Source organism: Saccharopolyspora kobensis, from assembly GCF_900108315.1.
GTDB classification, from domain to species: domain Bacteria; phylum Actinomycetota; class Actinomycetes; order Mycobacteriales; family Pseudonocardiaceae; genus Saccharopolyspora; species Saccharopolyspora kobensis.
In genome coordinates this window covers 590,710-608,842 of sequence record NZ_FNVB01000004.1, presented here as the reverse complement: position 1 = coordinate 608,842, position 18,133 = coordinate 590,710, and the positions used below count along the sequence as shown (strand labels likewise).

At 70.8% G+C, this 18,133-nt stretch carries 18 protein-coding genes and 1 pseudogene; 7 read left to right on the top strand and 12 right to left on the bottom strand.

Going from position 1 to position 18,133, the window contains the following annotated elements:
• Positions 1–20 precede the first annotated feature (20 nt).
• The gene (locus C4T78_RS15655) at positions 21–623 is read left to right on the top strand and encodes a response regulator (RefSeq protein WP_093348206.1); all 603 of its coding nucleotides are present in this window, start codon (positions 21–23) and stop codon (positions 621–623) included.
• A 7-nt stretch (positions 624–630) separates the two neighbouring features.
• Here C4T78_RS15655 and C4T78_RS15650 read toward each other — a convergent pair whose 3' ends face one another.
• Positions 631–1,932 (bottom strand): M20 family metallopeptidase, encoded by a 1,302-nt coding sequence (locus C4T78_RS15650; protein WP_093345293.1) that lies wholly within the window; start codon positions 1,930–1,932, stop codon positions 631–633.
• Between the two features lie 205 nt (positions 1,933–2,137).
• Here C4T78_RS15650 and C4T78_RS15645 point away from each other — a divergent pair, with 205 nt between their 5' ends.
• Both C4T78_RS15645 and C4T78_RS15640 read left to right on the top strand, forming a co-directional pair.
• Positions 2,138–3,079: an alcohol dehydrogenase catalytic domain-containing protein gene (locus C4T78_RS15645; RefSeq protein ID WP_093345291.1), complete on the top strand. Its 942-nt coding sequence runs from the start codon at positions 2,138–2,140 to the stop codon at positions 3,077–3,079.
• Between the two features lie 32 nt (positions 3,080–3,111).
• Complete coding sequence (locus C4T78_RS15640; RefSeq protein ID WP_093345288.1) at positions 3,112–3,297, top strand: TetR-like C-terminal domain-containing protein; 186 nt, start codon at positions 3,112–3,114, stop codon at positions 3,295–3,297.
• On the opposite strand, the gene C4T78_RS15635 is transcribed toward C4T78_RS15640, so the two are convergent.
• On the bottom strand, positions 3,294–4,049 hold the full coding sequence (locus tag C4T78_RS15635) for an EI24 domain-containing protein (protein ID WP_093345286.1): 756 nt from the start codon (positions 4,047–4,049) through the stop codon (positions 3,294–3,296). The two genes, C4T78_RS15640 and C4T78_RS15635, sit on opposite strands and share 4 nt — an antisense overlap.
• A gap of 72 nt (positions 4,050–4,121) precedes the next feature.
• On the bottom strand, positions 4,122–4,337 hold the full coding sequence (locus tag C4T78_RS15630; RefSeq protein WP_093345283.1) for a hypothetical protein: 216 nt from the start codon (positions 4,335–4,337) through the stop codon (positions 4,122–4,124).
• Positions 4,338–4,494: 157 nt separating this feature from the next.
• On the opposite strand from C4T78_RS15630, the gene C4T78_RS15625 reads away from it, so the two are divergent.
• Positions 4,495–5,514, top strand: coding sequence for an iron-siderophore ABC transporter substrate-binding protein (locus tag C4T78_RS15625; RefSeq protein WP_093345281.1), 1,020 nt, complete (start codon positions 4,495–4,497; stop codon positions 5,512–5,514).
• A gap of 198 nt (positions 5,515–5,712) precedes the next feature.
• Here the strand turns inward: C4T78_RS15625 and C4T78_RS15620 are convergent, their stop codons facing one another.
• The gene (locus C4T78_RS15620) at positions 5,713–7,248 is read right to left on the bottom strand and encodes a trypsin-like serine protease (RefSeq protein WP_093345278.1); all 1,536 of its coding nucleotides are present in this window, start codon (positions 7,246–7,248) and stop codon (positions 5,713–5,715) included.
• 385 nt (positions 7,249–7,633) lie between these two features.
• On the opposite strand from C4T78_RS15620, the gene C4T78_RS15615 reads away from it, so the two are divergent.
• Positions 7,634–8,458, top strand: a complete 825-nt coding sequence (locus C4T78_RS15615; RefSeq protein ID WP_235862961.1) for a hypothetical protein — start codon at positions 7,634–7,636, stop codon at positions 8,456–8,458.
• A gap of 228 nt (positions 8,459–8,686) precedes the next feature.
• On the opposite strand, the gene C4T78_RS15610 is transcribed toward C4T78_RS15615, so the two are convergent.
• The 4 genes from C4T78_RS15610 to lpdA form a co-directional block, all read right to left on the bottom strand.
• Positions 8,687–9,940, bottom strand: a complete 1,254-nt coding sequence (locus C4T78_RS15610; protein ID WP_177247352.1) for a pyruvate dehydrogenase complex dihydrolipoamide acetyltransferase — start codon at positions 9,938–9,940, stop codon at positions 8,687–8,689.
• A gap of 24 nt (positions 9,941–9,964) precedes the next feature.
• The gene (locus C4T78_RS15605; RefSeq protein WP_093345270.1) at positions 9,965–10,960 is read right to left on the bottom strand and encodes an alpha-ketoacid dehydrogenase subunit beta; all 996 of its coding nucleotides are present in this window, start codon (positions 10,958–10,960) and stop codon (positions 9,965–9,967) included.
• Positions 10,961–11,094: 134 nt separating this feature from the next.
• The gene (gene pdhA, locus C4T78_RS15600; protein ID WP_093345268.1) at positions 11,095–12,198 is read right to left on the bottom strand and encodes a pyruvate dehydrogenase (acetyl-transferring) E1 component subunit alpha; all 1,104 of its coding nucleotides are present in this window, start codon (positions 12,196–12,198) and stop codon (positions 11,095–11,097) included.
• Positions 12,199–12,229: 31 nt separating this feature from the next.
• Entirely contained in the window at positions 12,230–13,690 is a 1,461-nt protein-coding gene (gene lpdA, locus C4T78_RS15595; RefSeq protein ID WP_093345265.1) for a dihydrolipoyl dehydrogenase, read from the bottom strand.
• Between the two features lie 416 nt (positions 13,691–14,106).
• Here lpdA and C4T78_RS15590 point away from each other — a divergent pair, with 416 nt between their 5' ends.
• Positions 14,107–14,832, top strand: a complete 726-nt coding sequence (locus C4T78_RS15590) for a VOC family protein (RefSeq protein ID WP_218161414.1) — start codon at positions 14,107–14,109, stop codon at positions 14,830–14,832.
• A 16-nt stretch (positions 14,833–14,848) separates the two neighbouring features.
• Here the strand turns inward: C4T78_RS15590 and C4T78_RS15585 are convergent, their stop codons facing one another.
• Positions 14,849–15,607, bottom strand: a complete 759-nt coding sequence (locus tag C4T78_RS15585) for a class I SAM-dependent methyltransferase (RefSeq protein WP_218161413.1) — start codon at positions 15,605–15,607, stop codon at positions 14,849–14,851.
• On the bottom strand, positions 15,604–16,038 hold the full coding sequence (locus C4T78_RS15580) for a DUF2000 domain-containing protein (protein WP_093348201.1): 435 nt from the start codon (positions 16,036–16,038) through the stop codon (positions 15,604–15,606). Before C4T78_RS15580 ends, C4T78_RS15585 begins: the two co-directional genes overlap by 4 nt.
• Positions 16,039–16,149: 111 nt before the next feature.
• Between C4T78_RS15580 and C4T78_RS15575 the strand changes: the two genes are divergently transcribed.
• Positions 16,150–16,611 (top strand): Lrp/AsnC family transcriptional regulator, encoded by a 462-nt coding sequence (locus tag C4T78_RS15575; protein ID WP_093348198.1) that lies wholly within the window; start codon positions 16,150–16,152, stop codon positions 16,609–16,611.
• Between the two features lie 9 nt (positions 16,612–16,620).
• Here C4T78_RS15575 and C4T78_RS15570 read toward each other — a convergent pair whose 3' ends face one another.
• Both C4T78_RS15570 and C4T78_RS37425 read right to left on the bottom strand, forming a co-directional pair.
• Positions 16,621–17,829: a PucR family transcriptional regulator gene (locus tag C4T78_RS15570; RefSeq protein WP_235862960.1), complete on the bottom strand. Its 1,209-nt coding sequence runs from the start codon at positions 17,827–17,829 to the stop codon at positions 16,621–16,623.
• Between the two features lie 66 nt (positions 17,830–17,895).
• A pseudogene (locus C4T78_RS37425) lies at positions 17,896–18,015 on the bottom strand (acyl-CoA thioesterase II); the annotation flags it as partial.
• Between the last annotated feature and the right edge of the window lie 118 nt (positions 18,016–18,133).

Below are 18,133 nucleotides of genomic sequence, written 5' to 3'. Positions count from 1 at the left end.
TCGTGCGCTCCGGGTTCGCGATGATCCTGGACGCCCAGCCGGACATCACCGTGGTGGCCGAGGCCGGTGACGGTGAGGCCGCGGTCGAGGCGGTCCGGGTGCACCGGCCCGACGTCGCGCTGCTCGACATCCAGATGCCCGGGCTCGACGGCATCGCGGCGACCGAGGCCATCTGCTCGGCTACCGCGACCAGGGTGGTCATCCTGACCACCTTCGACCGGGACGACTACATCTACCGGGCACTGCACGCGGGAGCCAGCGGTTTCCTGCTCAAGGACGTCCGGCGCGACGACCTGGTGCACGCCGTCCGGGTGGCGCACGCCGGGGAGTCCCTGCTCGCCCCGGTCGTCACCCGTCGCCTGATCGACGATGTCGTGCGGCGCGGTCTCCACCCGTCCGCCCCGCCCACCGGGCTCGACGCGCTGACCGCCCGGGAGCGGGAGGTCCTGGTGCTGCTCGGCCGCGGGCTGCCCAACCCGGAGATCGCCGCTGCGCTGGTCGTCAGCGAGCACACGGTGAAGACCCACGTCAGCAACGTGCTCAGCAAGCTCGGGTTGCGCGACCGGGTCCAGGCGGTCATCTGCGCCTACGAATCGGGCCTGATCAAACCCGGCGCTCGGTGATCGGCCGTCAGTCGAAGTAGGCGGGGACGTCGAGAGCTCCGCCCGCGGCTCGGAACTCCGCGTCGACCGCCTCGCGCAGCGCCGCGTCGGTCAGGTAGTCCACTGCGGTCAGAGCGAGCCCCACCGCGCCGTCGAGCACCGCTCGATCTCCTGCCGGACTTCCCGCCGCTGCGGCGAACTCATCGGTGTGCAGGGCCAGGTTCGGGTCGCCGAGGCCGATCATCGGGTGGATCGCCGGGACGCGGTAGCTGATGTTGCCGAGGTCCGTCGAGCCCGTCAGGTACTCTGGGACCACACCGCGCGGCAACGACGTGCGGCCGCGGCGGACCTGGTGCTCGGCCCAGCGGGCGGCCAGCTCGTCGTTGTGCCGGATCGGCAGGTAGGCCGGGTTGTTGTCCCAGTTCAGCTCCACGCCGCAGCCCGTCATCGACGCCGCGCCGTGCGCGATGGCCTCGATCCGGGATGCCAGGTCGCGCAACGACCCCGGCTCGGCGGAACGCACGTAGAACAGCGCTGCGGCGCGGTCGGGCACCACGTTGGGGCGCTTGCCGCCGTCGGTGATGATCCCGTGCACCCGGTCCGTCGACGGCATGTGCTGGCGCAGCGCCGCGACGCCCTGGTATGTCGCCACCACCGCGTCCAGCGCGTTGCGGCCCATGAACGGCTGCGCGGCGGCGTGCGCGGCCACGCCGTGGAACACCACCTCGACCTGCCGCCGCCCCAGGAACGGGTGGGTGGCGATGTCGTGCGAGAACGGGTGCAGCATCACCACCGCGTCGACGTCGTCGAACAGACCCGCGCGGGCCAGGTGCTCCTTGCCGCCACCGCCTTCCTCGGCCGGAGTGCCGAACAGGCTCACCCGGCCTCCGGTCGCGGACACCGCCGATGCCGCGGCGAGGAATCCGCCGACCGCCGCCGAGCAGATGATGTTGTGCCCGCACCCGTGCCCGATGCCCGGCAGCGCGTCGTACTCGGCCAGGACTGCCACGTGCGGACCGCCGTTGCCGACCGACGCGCGCAGGGCGGTGTCCAGCCCGCCGACGCCCACCTCGACGTCGCATCCGTGGCGGCGCAGCAGCTCCGCGGCCTGCCCGGCGGACCGGTGCTCGGCGAACGCCTCTTCCGGATGCGCATGCAGGTCGCGGCTCAGCGCGACGAGGTCGTCCGCGTGGCCGTCCACCCACTCCTCGACCTCCGCGCGCAGGGCCTCGTCGGCCCCGGCGTGGTCGGAACGGATCGGCGCGGCCGCGGCCACCGCCCGCTCGGTGGCGGCGGAAACGGCGCGGAGGTAGGAGTCGTCCGGCTGCACAGGCTTCGTCACACCCCGACTCTAGGTGCCCGCCCTCGGCCCCGGGGAGCCTCAGCACCTGCTCACCCCGCGAGACGTTCCGTTTCCCCTGGTCAAGGACCGTGAGCGTTTTGCGGTGCTATGACGCCACAAAACACTCACGGGACGCCACCTGCGGAAATGCGCAGACAGCACCGAGCCGGCCCGAGCGCCCTAGCATCGCGGCATGCGCGCAGTGACGATCACCGATGGCCGGTTCGAGCTCCGCGAACGCCCGGACCCCGCCCTCCGGCCGGACCAGGCCCTCATCGCCGTGCGCGGCGCCGGGCTCAACGCCGCCGACCTGCAGCAAGCACGCGGGGACTACCCGGCTCCCGCCGGCTGGCCGTCCGACGTCCCCGGACTGGAAGTGGCGGGCGAAGTCGTCGAACTGGGCTCCGCCGTGCGCAACGCCCGCATCGGGGACCGCGTGATGGCCCTGGTCGGCGGTGGTGGGCACGCCGAACGCATCGCCGTCCCCGCGGATCTGCTGCTCCCGGTGCCGGACGACGTCTCGTGGGCGCAGGCCGGTGGCTTCCCGGAAGCGTTCAGCACCGCGTGGGACGCGCTCGTCTCCCAGGCAGGCATCGCGGCCGGGGACCGGGTCCTGGTCACCGGCGCAGCCGGCGGGGTCGGCACCGCGATGGTCCAGATCGCCGCGGTCTCCGGCGCCGAGGTGGTCGCCAGCGCACGTCGCACCGAGCTCCACGACCGGATCGCCGAGCTGGCGGCCGGGCAGGTCGAAGTGATCGTGCCCGGCGAAGAAGCGGGCCAGTTCGACATCATCGTCGAGCTGGTCGGCGGCGAGAGCTGCCTGGACCGCGTCGAGTTGCTGCGCTCCGGCGGACGCCTCCTCGTCGTGGGCGTCCAGGGCGGCACGACCGCGCCCCTGAAGATGTTCGACCTCATGCTCAAGCGAGGCCGCCTCATCGGAACGACCATCCGCGGTCGCAGCCCGGCGGAGAAGGCCTTGCTGGCAGGGCACATCCGGTCGCGGGTCGTCCCGCTCCTGGCGCGGGGCCGGATCCAGGTGCCGATCGATTCGGCCTACCCGCTGCAGCACTGCGCCGACGCCTACGCGCGCCTGGCCGCTCCGGGGAAGTTCGGCAAGGTGCTCCTCCTCCCCTGAACCCGCGACCTTGACACCGTTGGCTAACGCTGTTGCGGGGATACGCCATCGAGCCGGATCAGATGGACCACGCGCTGCGCGCCGTGCGCAGGTCCTTCCACGGTTTCGCCACCCTGCAGGCCGCGCACGGATTCCAGTGGTCCGCCGACGTCGACGAGAGCTTCGGGTGGCTCGTGGACCTCGTAGACCAGGGCCTGCGCCGGTCCACATCGGACTAGCGCGAGTCCCGCGGCGTCGGCCCGAGAACCCGGTGCGCCAGCAGCGTCCCACCGACCACCGCCGACGGGATCACCACCAGCTGCAGCACCGGGACCAGGCACAGCAGGTAGGTCGGCAGGCCGAAGCCGAAGGTCGCGGCCCGGTAACCGCGCAGCGCCCGGCGCCGGTCGGCGAGCTTGAGCCCGCGCCGCGAGAAGACCAGGCCGACCATCTCCAGGGTGATCAGCCACGCGCCGAACAGCGCGCCGAGCACCAGCGCGGCGATCTGCCCGGCCACCGGGATGAACCCGATCGCGAAGAGCACGATCGCGCCGGTCAGCGCGATCAGCACCAGCTTCACCGAGTCCTTCACCCCGCGGCCGAGCTGCCGCAGCACGCCCGCACCGTCGTCGGAGGTGTCCAGTCCCAGTTCCTCTTCGGCCTTCTCGGCGATGTGCTCGTAGAACGGCCCGCCGATCAGCAGCGTGATCGCGATGAACGACACCGAGGCCAGCAACGCGGCCGAACCGACCAGGGCCACGCCCACCAGGATCCGCAGCGCCCGGCGTCCGACATCGCCCCAGCCATCGGCGAACGGCGTCATCCAGCCGACCAGGTCACCGCTGAAGTAGATCAGCGTGCCGAGGCAGCCCAGCAGCAGCACAGCGCTGATCAAGGCGGGTAACGCACCGAGGAAGAGCAGCTTCGGGCGGCGCAGGATGAGGCCGAACCCGGTGCCCAGGGCGCGGAATCCGGCGAGGAACGAACTCATCAGGGCACATCTCCAGTCCGGGGTGTCGATCGACAGACACCGTACCGGCCGCCGGACGTGCCCGGTGCGCGATCAGCGCACGACGCGGTGGCGCCGGTGGTGGTGCCGCCCCGGCCTGGCGTTGCGCGCTCCGAACGGGCCCGGATTGCGCCGGTCACCGCGGCGGTTGGCGTGCAGCTCCACCAGCAGGACGTCGGGATTCTCCCCGGCGTGACTCCGCCAGAGCATCCGCAGCAGCTCGTCCTCGGCGAGCACCCAACGGCGGTCGAAGACGTCATCGTCACTCATCGCGACTCCAACGCTGGTTGATTGCGTGTGCGATCGCTCTCCCCGACACGATACGCCCCCGCGGCTCCCCGGTGATCCGGTTCACCAGCGGATCACCGACGCCTTGAGTTAGGTTAGCCTTTCTTCCAAGAGATGTCGGACTACTAAGGACGCGGAGATGACTCCTCCCCCAGCAGCTGCCCGCAGCATCGGCCGGCGGGGCTTCCTGATCGGCGCCACCGGCGTGCTCGCCGCCGCCGGGCTGGCCGCCTGCGGCACCAGCGGCGCACCCGGCGAGGCGGACAGCCCGCAGGGCGGGCCGGGTTTCCCGACGAGCATCCCGAACCGGTACGGAACCGCGGAGATCAAGGCCGCCCCGCAGCGGGTCGTCAGCCTCGGCATCACCGACCACGACGTGCTGCTGCCGCTGGGCGTCGTCCCGGTCGGGCTGACCAAGTGGGGGCCGTGGGAGAGCGGCGTCGGCCCGTGGGTCGAGCCGATGCTCCGCGGTGAGAAGCCGAAGATCTTCGGCAGCGAGGTCGACGCGGAAGGCGTCATCGCCCTCGCCCCCGATGTCATGCTCGCCCTGCAGAGCGCGCTGACCCAGGAGCAGTACAACCGGCTGACCAGCTTCAACCCGGTGGTGGCGCAGCCGCCGGAGGCGATCGACTACGGGGTGAACTGGCGGGTGCAGGCCGAGACGATCGGCCGGGCGCTGGGCAAGCAGGACGAGGTCGCCAAGCTCGTCGCCGACACCCAGGCCCGCATCGACCGGACCCGCGAGGCCAATCCGCTGTTCCAGGGCAAGACGCACGTCACCGTCCGCACCGACTCGGCGGGCACCTACGCGGCCTACACCAAGCAGGACGCCCGGACCGCGCTGCTGGAGCAGCTGGGTCTGCGGCTGTCCCCGGCCATCGAGGGCCTGGACAGCGGCGGCAAGTTCAACGTCAAGATCAGCAAGGAGCAGGTCTCGCTGCTGGACGCCGACGTCGTCATCGTCACCACGGCGAAGGCGACCGACGTGGAGGCGGTCCGCAACGACCCGCTGCTGAACAACCTCCCCGCGGCCAAGCGGGGTTCGCTGATCCTGCTGGACGACTACGACCTGACGATGGCCCTCGGCTCGGCCACGGTCTCCAGCATCCCGTTCGCGCTCGACCACCTCACGCCGAAGCTCGTCGATGCCCTGAGCTGACCGGAACCACCGCGCGCTCAACGGGCCCCAACCCGCAATTTCAATTGAACTTGCACCTCCGTCGGTGTGTCGGGCACCCGACACACCGACGGAGCGTCGGATACTACGCAATTTCAATTGAAATCGGACGTCTGATTTCAATTGAAATTGCGGCGCCGACGCAGGGTCCCGGACGGTGTCGGCTGGGGACTCCGCCGCTCAGCGGCGGCTTCCGGTCAGCGCGCAGTCCGGGCGGGACAGGTCCAGCTCCGAGCCCGCGCCGAGGCAGGCCGGGATCAGATGGACCTGCTGGCCGTAAGCGCGCCCCCGCACAGCGGTTTCGGTCCCGTCCGGCCCGACCTCGCACGGGTTGTTGTCGGTGCACTGCTCGCCGTCGCGGTTGTGGGTGTTGTGGACGCCCACGACCGTGTTTCCGTCCGGCGCCAGCAGCGCCGAACCGGACGTGCCGGGCCAGGGAGCGCAGTCCGGGCCTGCGGCGTAGCGGATCGAATCGTCCTGCTGGTAGCCGCCTTCCCGCAGGTGCGGGACCACCGCCTCGGCGGTGCAGCCGAACCGCCGACTGGTGTAGGCCATGGTCAGCGGCTCCCCCGCGCGCACGGGAGCGGACGCGAGCTCGAAGACCTTCGCGCCTTCGTCGGCGAGTTGCCCGTAGGTCTTGTCGAGGCGGTACAGCGCGATGTCGGTACCGGTCATCGTCGCGTACACCAGCCGGCTCGCGCGGGCGGTGGTCTGCGGGTAGCCCTGCGGATCGGCGATGGGCACCTCGAGGTCCGCGGGCCGGTCCACCAGCGCCTTCCCCGGTTCCGGCCGCTCCGCCGCGCAGTGCCCGTTGGTCAGCAGCAGCGCCGGGTCCTCGGGCCGGGCCGTCGGAGTGCGGACCACCGAGCCCGCGCAGCCGTTGAGCTCGACCGCGCCCTCCACGTTCGGGACCTGGTCGTCCGGAGGCACATCGGTGCCGCTGATGATCCCGTTGATCCAGTCGGCGTGCCTGGTGACGTCGGTGAACAGCGTCGGCGAGTTCACCCCGCCGGGCCCGCTGACCACGCCCGCGATCGCCCACTCGCCGCCTTCGCGGACGAGCGCCGGGCCGCCGGAGTCCATGTTGCTCGACGCGACGCTGCCGTCCCGGCTGCCGATGCACAGTTCTCCGGGGTCGGTATCGCGGCAGGCCGAACTCGGCTGCACCACGGTGTCGGCCTCCCGCAACTTCTCGGTGAAGCACCGGGGATTGTTGCTGTTGTCGCAGGTCATTCCCCAGCCCATGATGCGCACCGGGGTGTTCTCCGGTGGCGTGGCCGAGGCGATCCGCACCGGTTCGGCGCGGACCGGGGTGCGCAGGTGCAGCAGCGCCAGGTCCTTGCCCCAGAAACCGCCTTCGTCCTCGTGGGTGGCCAGCCGGTAGTAGTGGTCGACCTCGGCGACCTCTCCCCCGGCACCGGTGTCCAGCGACCCGATCCGGACCTGCCAGCCGCGCGGCACGCCCACCCGAGCGCCCGTGGGATTCTTACCGGCGCAGTGGCCGGCGGTCAGAACCCATTGCGGCGCGAGGACTTCCACGCCGCAGCCGTGCCCGTCGGGATGCGGCGACTTCGGGAAGGACGGCTGGAACGAGCCCATGAACGCATACGGCTGGGCTGACTCGGAACCACCCAGCACGGCCTGTGCGGGCACGGCGCCCACCAGCGGAGCGGTCAGCGCGAGCACCGCGCCGAACAGCAGAGATCGACTTCGCATGTCCTCCACCGTGGCCGGGCGATGTCCGCACGACTCGATCACCGCGTGACAGTTCTGCTACAGAACCCGGTCCACGCACCGGACACCCGCACCGGTCCGGGGCTCGGCGATTTCAGTGGAACTTGCGGACACCGTCGGGGTCGACGCAATTTCAATGGAAATCAGACGTCGAATTTCCATTGAAATTGCGGAAGTTCTCCTCCGATGGAATGAGTTGTCCACGTCCGTCGGCGTGTCGAGCGCCAGGTGGGCCGACGGATGCCGTTGCAAGGGGGCCGTGGTCGGCCGCGACTCCCTGATCCGGTGAAAGCCCACGGGGACGTGGCGGCGGTGATCGTCTTGGTGGTTCACTTCCTGCTCGATGCCCAGCCCGAGGAGGAGTTCCGTGGCCATTGGTGCCCGTCTCGCGTCGTTGTCGCTCGCCCTGGTCCTCGCCGCGCTGCCGCTCCCGGCCAGCGCCGATGAGCACACCGGCAGATCGTGCGCGTCCACTCTGGACTGCAGCGCGGCCGAGCTGGAAGCGCTACCGCTGACCGAACGGCTCGCGTTCGTCCGCGCCGTGCAGGACCGGGTATCGGCGGAGTACATCCCCGGTTTCCGGCACTGGCGCAACATCGAGGGCATCATCGGCTTCTTCATCGAGAAGGGCTTCGGCGAGCGGGGTTCCTGGGTCTCGCACGTCGACTCCGGCATCCTGGAGGGCATCGAGCGCGGCACCGCGATGGCGCTCGGCCTCTCCGCCGACGACGGCGGAAACCCGGGATCGCAGCTGTGGGCCGACTACCTCCGCCGCATGCACCGCGGTGAGCTGACCGACCGCTGGGTGCACGACCCGGCGTGGGGCAACGCCGAACAGGCCTCGACCGAGCACGGCCTGCGCCTGGCCGAGGCAAGCGGCGCCCACCCGAGCCGGATCGACTGGCAGATCTTCCAGTTCAGCGAGCTCTACCGCTGGATGCTCCGCAACCCGCAGGCCGCGCTGCTGATGCTCAACGACCACCTGGACCGGACGACGGGTGTCCCGCTGGTCCCGGTCGACTTCCTGCGCTGGTTCACCGACGTGACCACACCGGTCCCGGCCCACCGAGGCGCCCACGTGGCGCACGACCTCGCGGTGCCCAGCCCGATCGGAGCCCCGATCAGCACCCTCCAGCTCTTCCTGGCCTACGCCCCCGAACTCACCCGCGCCTACCGCGAAGAAGCAGCCTGAGAAACCACGTCGCGAGCGCTGCCGGGCGCAGGAGCCGTCGAAGCGATGCCGATCCCGGGCTCTTGCGGCAATCGGCATCGCTTTCGACGCGAGCTGCGGTTTCGCACCGGAGCCGATTTCATGAGAAAGCTCTGTCGCCGGCGTTCACCGCGAGAACCTCGGACGTGAAAAGGCCCCTTCCACGAGATTCGGGGGTCTTCGCGGAAGGGGCCTTGGCCTCACCAGGTGTCAGGCGATGATGCGGATCGGGTCCTCGAGCAGTGCCGTGAACTGCTGGAGGAACGCCGCACCCACCGCGCCGTCCACCGCTCGGTGGTCCGCCGACAGCGTCACGCGCAGGATCTTGCGGGCCACGAACTCGCCGTCGCGGACCTGCACCTCGTCGCGGGCCGCGCCGACCGCCAGGATCGCCGCCTCCGGCGGGTTGATCACCGCGCTGAACTGCTCGATGCCGAACATGCCCAGGTTGGAGATCGAGAAGGTGCCGCCGGACATCTCGTCCAGCTTCAGCTTGCCCTCGCGGGCGCGCCCGGCCAGCTCCCGGCTCTCCGTCGCGATCTCCGAGACGCTCTTGCGGTCGGCGTCCTTGACCACCGGCACCACCAGACCGCCCTCGATCGCCACCGCGACGCCGAGGTTGATCCGCTTGTGCTTGAGCAGCTTGTCCCCGGCGAAGGAGACGTTCACCGACGGGTTCGCGCGCAGCGCGGTGGCCACCGCCTTGACGACCAGGTCGTTGACGCTGACCTTCGGGCCGCCCGCGGCCGCCAGCCGCTCGTTGAGCGTGCCGCGGAACGCCATCAGCTCGGTGACGTCGATGGCGCTGGTCAGGTAGAAGTGCGGCGCCTGCTGCTTGCTCTCCGTCAGGCGCTTGGCGCTCACCTTCTGGATCTTGTTGAGCGGGACCTCCTCGACGTCCTCGCTCGCCGCCACGACCGGAGCGGCCGGAGCAGCGGCGGGGGCGGCCGGGGCGCTCGGGGCGGCGGCAGCGGCGGCCTCGATGTCGGCGCGGATGATCCGGCCGCCGGGGCCGGTGCCCTGCACCGTGGCGAGGTCGACGCCCTTCTCCTTGGCGACCGCCTTGGCCAGCGGAGACGCCTTCGGCTTGGAGCCCTGCTCGGCGGGCGCAGCAGCCGGAGCCGGGGCAGCGGCCGGAGCCTCAGCGGCCGGGGCCTCGGCAGCCGGGGCCGGCTCGGCGGCCGGGGCGGCGGGCGCCGGGGCCGAAGCGGCTTCCGCCGCCGCGCCGGAGCCGTCGCCCAGGACGCCGATCGGGGTGCCGATCGGCACCGTCGCGCCCTCCTCGACGAGGATCTTCTCCAGCACCCCGTCGTCGTAGGCCTCCAGCTCCATGAGGGCCTTGTCGGTCTCGATCTCCGCGATCACCTCACCGCGGCTGACCTGGTCGCCGACCTTCTTGCGCCAGGTCGAGATCACGCCCTCCTCCATGGTGTCGGAGAGCCTCGGCATCTGAATCTCAGTCATCGTCTTCCTCGGGTGAGACAGGCCTCAGCGGCGGCGACCGACTGCGTCCAGGGTCTGGTGGATCGCGGTCGTCAGGGACTCGGCGGACGGGAGCGCGGCGCGCTCCAGCGGCTTGGCGTAGGGCAGCGGCACCTCCGCCGCCGCGACCCGGCGGACCGGGGCGTCCAGGTAGTCGAACGCACCGTCCGAAATGGACGCGGCGATCTCCGCACCGATGCCGTAGGTCAGCCAGTCGTCCTCCGCGACGACGGCGCAGCCGGTCTTGCGCACGGAGTCCACGATGGTCTGCCGGTCCAGCGGCCGCAAGCTGCGCAGGTCGATGACCTCGGCGTTGATGCCCTCCTCGGCGTGCAGCTTCTCGGCGACCTGGTGGGCCACCAGCGCCATCCGGGAGTAGCCGATGAGGGTGATGTCGGTGCCCTCGCGGGTCACCTTCGCCTTGCCGATCTCGGCGGGCTCGACGACGTCGGGCACCTCGCCCTTGGTGTTGTAGAGCGCCAGGTTCTCCAGGAACAGCACCGGGTCGTTGTCCCGGATCGAGGCCAGCATCAGCGCCTTGGCGTCGGCGGGCGTGCTCGGCGCGACGACCTTCAGGCCCGGCACGAAGGCGTAGTACAGCTCGATGTTCTGCGAGTGGGTGGCGCCCAGCTGCTGGCCACCGCCGCCCGGCGTGCGCAGCACCATCGGCACCGGGGTCTGGCCGCCGAACATGCCGTAGATCTTGGCCGCGTGGTTGACGATCTGGTCCAGCGCGATCAGCGAGAAGTTGATCGTCATCAGCTCGACGACCGGCCGCAGGCCCAGCATCGCCGCGCCGATCGCGGCGCCGACGAAGCCCTCCTCGGCGATCGGGGTGTCGCGCACCCGCTTCTCGCCGAATTCCTTCAGCAGCCCAGCGGTGATCTTGTAGGAGCCTTCGAAGATCCCGATTTCCTCGCCGATGAGGAGGACGTCCTCATCGCGCAGCATTTCCTCGCGAAGCGTGTCGTGCAACGCTTGGCGGTACGTGATGACGGCCAAGGGTGTTTCTCCTGGAAAAGAGCAATGGGGACCGCGAGTGGTTTTGCGGCGGTCGGCCGCAAAACCACTCACGGATCAAGTGGCGGGGTGTCGCAAATACCGCGACGGTTCCTCTCGCGGAACCCGGAGTGGCGTCAGAAGACCGGGTCGGCGGGAAGCCGTCGCGAATCGTTGGCCACCGGGGTGGCGTAGGTGTAGTCGAACAGCGTCGACGGGTCCGGGTGCGGGCTCTCGTCGGCGAAGGCGACCGCCGCGTCGGCCTCGGCCTGCGCCTTGCGCTCGATCTCGACGGCGGTGTCCTCGTCCATGAGGCCCGCCTCGATCAGCTGGGCGCGGAAGTTGGCGATCGGGTCGGCCTCCTTGGCCTTCTCCACCGACTCCTCGCTGCGGTACTTGGCCGGGTCGACCACCGAGTGGCCCTTCAGCCGCTCGCTGACGCACTCCAGCAGGGCCGGGCCGCCGCCGTTGCGGGCCTGCTCGACCAGCCGGGTCGCCGCCTCGCGGACCGCCAGCACGTCGTTGCCGTCCACCCGCTCGCCGTGCATCTTGTAGGCCGAGGCGCGCTTGAACAGCTCCGGCTCCGCGGAGGACTTCTCCACCGTGGTGCCCATGCCGAGCTGGTTGTTGATCACCACGAAGACCACCGGCAGGTTCCACAGCGCCGCGATGTTCAGCGACTCGTGGAAGGCGCCGATGTTGGTGGTGCCATCGCCCATCTGGCACATCACGACCTGGTCGCCGCCGCGGTAGTCGATGGCCAGCGCGGCACCGGTGGCCAGCGGGATCTGGCCGCCGACGATGCCGTAGCCGCCGAGCAGCCCGGCCTCCACGTCGAACATGTGCATCGAGCCGCCCCAGCCCTTGGAGGTGCCGGTGGTGCGGCCGTAGAGCTCGGCCATCACGCGGCCGGGCTCGATGCCCTTGGCGATCGCGTAGCCGTGCTCGCGGTAGTTCGTGTAGAGCAGGTCGGTCTTGCGCAGGGCGCGCATCAGGCCGACGACGGTGGCCTCCTCACCGAGGTTGAGGTGGCAGTACCCGCCGATCTTGGCCTGGGTGTAGCCCTGCGCCGCGCGCTCCTCGAAGCGGCGGATCAGGGTCATCTCGTGGAAGTAGTCCTGGAGCAGCTCCGGCGACTCCCCGGTGAAGCGTCCGCCGCCGGAGCCGCGTACCGCACCACCGCGCCGCGACTTGGCGGTGCTGCGGGTGGCCGGCTTGCTGCGCGTGGCCGTCTGTGCCATCACAGTCCCCTTTCGGAAAAAAGCCTTGTCTTCAGCGCTTCTTCGGCGGTGCGACGTGGACCGGCAGGCCGAGGGCGTTCATGGCCGCCTCCATGCCGATCTCACCCAGGGTCGGGTGCGCGTGGATGGTCTCGGCGAGCTCGTCGAGGGTGGCCTCCAGGGCCATCGCCAGCGCGCCCTCGGTGATCAGGTCGCTGGCCGAGTGGCCGATGATGTGCACGCCCAGGACCTCGCCGTACTTCTTGCCCGCGACGATCTTCATGAAGCCCTCGGTGTCGCCGTAGCTCTGGGCGCGGCCCAGCGCGGCGAACGGGAACTTCGCGGCGATGACGTCGTGGCCGGCGTCCTTGGCCTGCGCCTCGGTGAGGCCGACGCTGGCGATCTCCGGGTGGGTGAAGGTCGCGGCCGGGATGACGTTGTAGTCGATCGCGGCGTGCTGCCCGGCGATCGTCTCGGCCGCCACGACGCCCTGGTGGGAGGCGACGTGCGCGAGCAGCGCCTTGCCGGTGACGTCACCGATGGCGTAGACGTGCTCGACGTTGGTGCGCAGCTTGTCGTCGACGGTGATGAAACCGCGCTCGCTGGTGGCCACCCCGGTCTTGTCCAGGTCCAGGCTGGCGGTGTTGGGCTTGCGGCCGACCCCGACGAGCACCACGTCGGCGTCGATCTGCTGCGGCTTGGCGCCGTCCACGGTGACCTTCAGGCCGTCGGCGGCCTGGTCGACGCGGGAGACGGTGGCCTCGGTGAGGACCTTGATGCCGCGCTTGGTGAACGAGCGGCCCAGGGCCTTGCCGATCTCGGCGTCCTCGGCGGGCACCAGGGTCTTCTGCATCTCGATGATGCTGACCTCGCTGCCGAGGGTGGCGAACAGCGTCGCCCACTCGGCGCCGACCGCGCTGCCGCCGATGATGGCGATGCGCTTGGGCACCTCTTCCAGGCCGAAGGCGCCGTCGGAGGTGATCACACCGGGCAGGTCCGCGCCGGGCAGCGGCAGCTGCACGGGGACCGAGCCGGTGGCGATGATGACGTCGCGGGCCTTGACCTGCTCGATCGGCTGCGCGCCCGCCGGCTCGGCGGCGTAGCGCGGGCCCTCGGCGCCCAGCGGCGACTCACCGGTGGCGTAGACGTCCACAGTGGTCGGGCCGGTGAACCGGGCGTGGCCGTTGATGACGGTGACGCCGTTGCTCTTCAGCAGCCCCGCGACGCCGTCGGTGAGACCCTTGACGACGCTGCTCTTGCGGCGCCGGATGGCGTCGTAGTCGACGCTCACGTTCTCGACGTTGATCCCGAAGTCGGCCGCGTGGAGCACGGTCTCGTAGACCTCGGCCGACCGCAGCATCGCTTTGGTCGGGATGCAGCCCCAGTTCAGGCAGACCCCGCCGGGACGCTCCTTTTCCACCACACCGACCGAGAGGCCGCGCTGCGCGGCCCGGATCGCGGCGACGTACCCACCGGGGCCGCCACCCACCACGAGAAGGTCGAACTCCTGCACTTCGCTGTGCTCCTTTGAACGCACGCGCCGGTTACGGAAAGCCCGGATCGACGGGCAATTCTCACTCAGAGTGTCGTGAGCACGACCACTCCCGCGCTATGCCCGCTCGCCCAGACTTCTTCCGGCGCAACTGTGCACACCGCACATTTCCCAGCGTGACGCACACAACATGTAACGCCGATGCTACCCGGAGTGATCGAGACGCTCGTCACACACCCTCGGAGCACCCCAGGCGGGAAACGGCAAGTGCTGCGACCAGCCCGCCGCCGCACCGGCGGACAACCGCCACCAAAGGCGGTTTGTCCGTTTATCGTCGTTGCACAGTTGAGATCACCGAACGGGCGTTCCGCGAGAAGTCGTTCACCGACCCGGCCCGAGCCGGTAGCTTAGGTGAACCTAACTCCCTGGAGGTGCGCGTGCGCGACGCCGAGTTCGACCACCTGCTGCACTGGGTCCCCGACGTCGGGGCCACCGCGCGCGAGTACGCGGCCGCCGGATTCCCCGCCCACGTCAACGAACCGCTGTCGGGATTCCAGAACGCCGGTTGGCGGCTGGACGAGCGCTACGTGGAGATCCTGACCGTGGTCGACGAGGAGGCGTTCGCGACGTCGCCCTACGCCCCGGCCTGGGAGCTGCTGCGCCCGGCGGTCGCGGCGGCCGGCGGCGGAGGCGCGCTGACCTTCGCGGTCAACGTCCCGGACGCCGCGGCGACCGCGCAACGCCTCCGCGGCCTCGGGCACCGCGTGGTGGAGGCCCCGGTCTCCTTCGGCGACCTGGGCTTCCTGGAGGTGTTCGCACCCGGCACCCCGTCGTGGGCACCGTTCTTCATCACCTACGACCCGCCGCGCGAACAGCTCCTCGCGCAAGCCGGACCGGACGCCTTCGACCCCGGCCCGCACGACCTGGAAGCGCTGGTCGTCGAAACCGCCGACCCGGCGCGGGACGCGCGCTGGCTGGGCGAGCTGCTGGACGTCCCGGCGACCGGCGCGGAGGTGCCGCTGCCGGGCGCGCGCGTGGTCTTCGAGGAGGGCCCGGCGGAGCGCATCACCGGCGTGCTCGTCAGCGGCACGGGGCCGGACGTCGTGATCGGCGGCCTCCGATTCCGGCACCGCACGCCGACGGCAAAGGACCTCGGTTCGTGAGCACCGCCGTCCCGGCTCAGCGCTTGACCACGTGCAACGTGCAAAGCCCGCGCGGCCCGGTGGTTTCGCGCCAGACCTGCAACCCCGCGGCCCGGCACTGCTCGGTCAGCCAGGCGGGAGGCAGGCGGAGCTTGGGGTAACTGCTCACCTCCAGCGCCCAGCCGTTTCCGGAGCGGACGTGCAGGAGATCGTGGACCAGCACGGTGTTGTCGTCGACGTAGTCGAGGAAGCAGGTCAGGATCTTGTCGGCCTCGCTGCGCACGGGGAGGAACCGGTCCGTGCCGCCCAGCTCGCCGGTCAAGTCGCGGAACGTGGCGACGAAGTGACCACCCGGGCGCAGCGCACCGGCGACGTGGCCGATCAGCGCGGACACGTCGGCCGTGGTCGGCAGGTGCGTGAGGGTGTCGCCCATGCACACGATCGCTGCTGCCGTTCCGGGCTCGACGAGGTCGGGGAACACCGCGCAGATGTCGCCGCGCACCGGCTCGATCCTCTTCTCCGGCGCCAGCTCCGCCGCGTGCGCCTCGAGTTCGTCGAGCAGCTTGGCACTGGTGTCCACCGCGATCACCGGGCTGAAGCCGAGCTCGGCCAGCGCCAGCGACTGCGGACCCGGGCCGCACCCGAGATCCACGGCGATGGTGTCGTCGGCACCCGCTCGAACGCCCAGCTCCCGGAGCAGCTCCGCCTGCGCCGAAGCAGCAGCCCGGATGTCGCCGCCGAGCATCCAGGTGTAGTGCTCGGCGAGCAGCCGGTCGTAGTGGTCGGCGGCGCTCACGCGGCACCGCTCAGCTCGCTGCCCAGCAGCGGGAAGCGCTTGGTCAGCGCGGTCACCCGGTTCCGGGGGCCGAAGACCGCCACCGCCACCTGGTCGACCTCGCTGCCCCGGACCTCGGACAGCGCGCTGAGGTAGTCGTCGTAATCGCGGGCGCGGCGAGCGACCTCGTTGAACCCGACGACGGTCAGCTCGTCGCGCTGCTGGGCGCGGTCGTGCAGGTTCCGAAGCTGGTCGGCGTCGGCCACCAGCACCGGGACGGGGTTCGGGTTCAGCCCGGCGTGCACTCCGCCGGAGGCGTCCTCGCCATCGGCGGCGAGCAGGTGGGGCAGCCGCGCACCCATGCTCAACCCCACGACGACAGCGGCGTTCACCGCCGCGTTCGCCTCCAGGTCCGACCGGACGACGAGAACCAGCTTGGTCGGCAGTGACACGACTTCTCCCTCGAACATTCGATCCGCGTACAGCGAAAATCGTATGCATCTGCGCGGGGCGTAGACCTGAATTCCGACCACATGGTTGAAATCAGTGGCATCATGCCGGTCGTGGACGAACTTGATTCGGCGATCATCCGGGAACTGCAGGCAGATGCGCGGCAGTCCAACCGCGAACTCGCCCGCAAGCTGGGCATCGCCCCGTCGACCTGCCTGGAGAGGGTCCGCAGCCTCACCCACCGCGGCGTCATCCGCGGCTACCACGCCGAGATCGACCTGACGGCGCTCAACCGCGGCGTCCAGGCGTTCATCGCCGTCCAGGTGCGGCCGCTGAGCCGGGCCGTCATCGACGCCTTCAAGGACGCCGTCCGCGGGATGCCCGAGGTGCTGGCGGTGTTCGTGCTGGCCGGGGGCGACGACTTCCAGCTGCACGTGGCGGTCCAGGACCTCGACCACCTGCACTCGTTCCTCGTCGACCGGCTGAGCAAGCGCCGCGAGATCGTCAGCTTCCGCAGCTCGGTGATCTACCAGCGCGAGCACAACAACGTGCTCAGCCCGCTACCCGCCGACTGAGCGCGGCCTTCACTCGCGCAAGCCGTCGCGCAGGCGCAGCGCCGAGAGGGCCAGCGAGAGCGAGACGTAGGCCGTGCGGCCGTGCAGGGGCTGGCCGATCAGCGACGTGATGCGGTGCAGGCGGTTCAGGACGGTGTTGCGGTGGCAGTGCAGGCGCACCGCCGCGTTCGCCGTCGAGCAGTTCTCCTCCAGCCACGCCGCCAGGGTCTCCAGCAGCATGTCCCGCTCCCGCACCGGCAGCTCCAGCACCGGGCCGAGCTGCGACTCCAGCAGGCGCTGGGCCAGGTCCGGCGACTGCACGAGCAGCGCCTCCGGGAACCGCTCCTCCAAGGTCACCAGCTCCGCCGCGCCGTAGGAGGACGTGCCGAGCGTGGTCATCGCGAGCTGGTGGGCCAGGCCCACTTCGGCCAGGCCGCGCACCGTCGGCGACACCGCCACCCGGCCGCGCGCCAGCGGGCGCAGCGCGTCCAGCACCAGGTCCTTGTGCCGCTGCTCCAGCGCCACCAGCCCGACCAGCGAGTCGGCGCGCACCTGCCACACCGACCGGACGTGCAGCGCGCTCAGCGCGTCCTGCTGCCCGCGCAGCGCGAACCCGCCGTCGTCGGCCATCTCCGCGACGATCACCAGGTAGGCACCGCCGGTGGGCAGGTCGAGCTCCTTGGCGGTGCGCTGCGCGAAGGCGATGTCCCGGGCGCGACCGGCCAGCAGGTCCTCCACCAGGGCGTGCCTGCGCTGGTCGTCCCGGCGCACCCGCTCCAGCTCGGTGTTGCGGTAGGACGTGGACAGCGTCGAGGACAGCCCGTCGATCACCGTCCAGACCGAGGTCGCCACCCCGAGCATCGCGTCGGGGTCCGCACCGTCGTGGTGCGCCTGGTCGACCAGCGCCTCCCACACGATCCGGCCGCCGAGCCGGAAGGTCCGCAGCATGACCTCCAGCGGCACGCCCTGCTCGGCGCGGCGGCGGCCGATCGCGGCGGCCACGCTGTCGCCGTCCGGGCCGGCCACCGAACCGCTGAGGATCTGCAGGATGCGCCCCAGGTACTGGCGGCAGCCCTCCCACAGGTCTTCCTTCGGGACCGGGCTGTAGTCGGTCCACTCGGGGTTGTCGGTGAAGATGGCGGCCATCAGCCGCTCGGTCAGCGCCGGCACGTCCTGGAGCCGGGCTCCGGCCAGCGCGTGCGTGACATCGGCGGCGTTCTCGGCAGGATCGACTACCACGCCTGAAACGATACCGGCCGCGGACCGCCTCCCACCGCTGCGCGACCGGCGGTGATCGGAACGGCCGAAGACGTTGCCGCGTCCAAGTGCCCGGCCGCCCGTCGCCGGGCAGTTCTGGTCGTGGAGCAACCACTCATCGGCTCGGAGGTCCTCGTGGAACCACATCGCGCGATCCAGACCGACCACCACCACGGCGCGCGGGTCGCCTGCGGGCACCTGGCGCGGGGCGGCGCCGCCCCGACATCTGTCCACTATGGAGCATCACCGGCGGGCCGGAGGCGCAGCGCCCGCGATCGGAACCGGC

Bases quoted from the DNA above. Each gene is read 5' to 3' on its own strand.
- C4T78_RS15620 (WP_093345278.1), bottom strand. From the start codon at position 7,248: ATGCGAAGTCGATCTCTGCTGTTCGGCGCGGTGCTCGCGCTGACCGCT.
- C4T78_RS15635 (WP_093345286.1), bottom strand. From the start codon at position 4,049: ATGAGTTCGTTCCTCGCCGGATTCCGCGCCCTGGGCACCGGGTTCGGC.
- C4T78_RS15625 (WP_093345281.1), top strand. From the start codon at position 4,495: ATGACTCCTCCCCCAGCAGCTGCCCGCAGCATCGGCCGGCGGGGCTTC.
- C4T78_RS15655 (WP_093348206.1), top strand. From the start codon at position 21: ATGATCCTGGACGCCCAGCCGGACATCACCGTGGTGGCCGAGGCCGGT.
- C4T78_RS15610 (WP_177247352.1), bottom strand. From the start codon at position 9,940: ATGACTGAGATTCAGATGCCGAGGCTCTCCGACACCATGGAGGAGGGC.
- pdhA (WP_093345268.1), bottom strand. From the start codon at position 12,198: ATGGCACAGACGGCCACGCGCAGCAAGCCGGCCACCCGCAGCACCGCC.
- C4T78_RS15630 (WP_093345283.1), bottom strand. From the start codon at position 4,337: ATGAGTGACGATGACGTCTTCGACCGCCGTTGGGTGCTCGCCGAGGAC.
- C4T78_RS15645 (WP_093345291.1), top strand. From the start codon at position 2,138: ATGCGCGCAGTGACGATCACCGATGGCCGGTTCGAGCTCCGCGAACGC.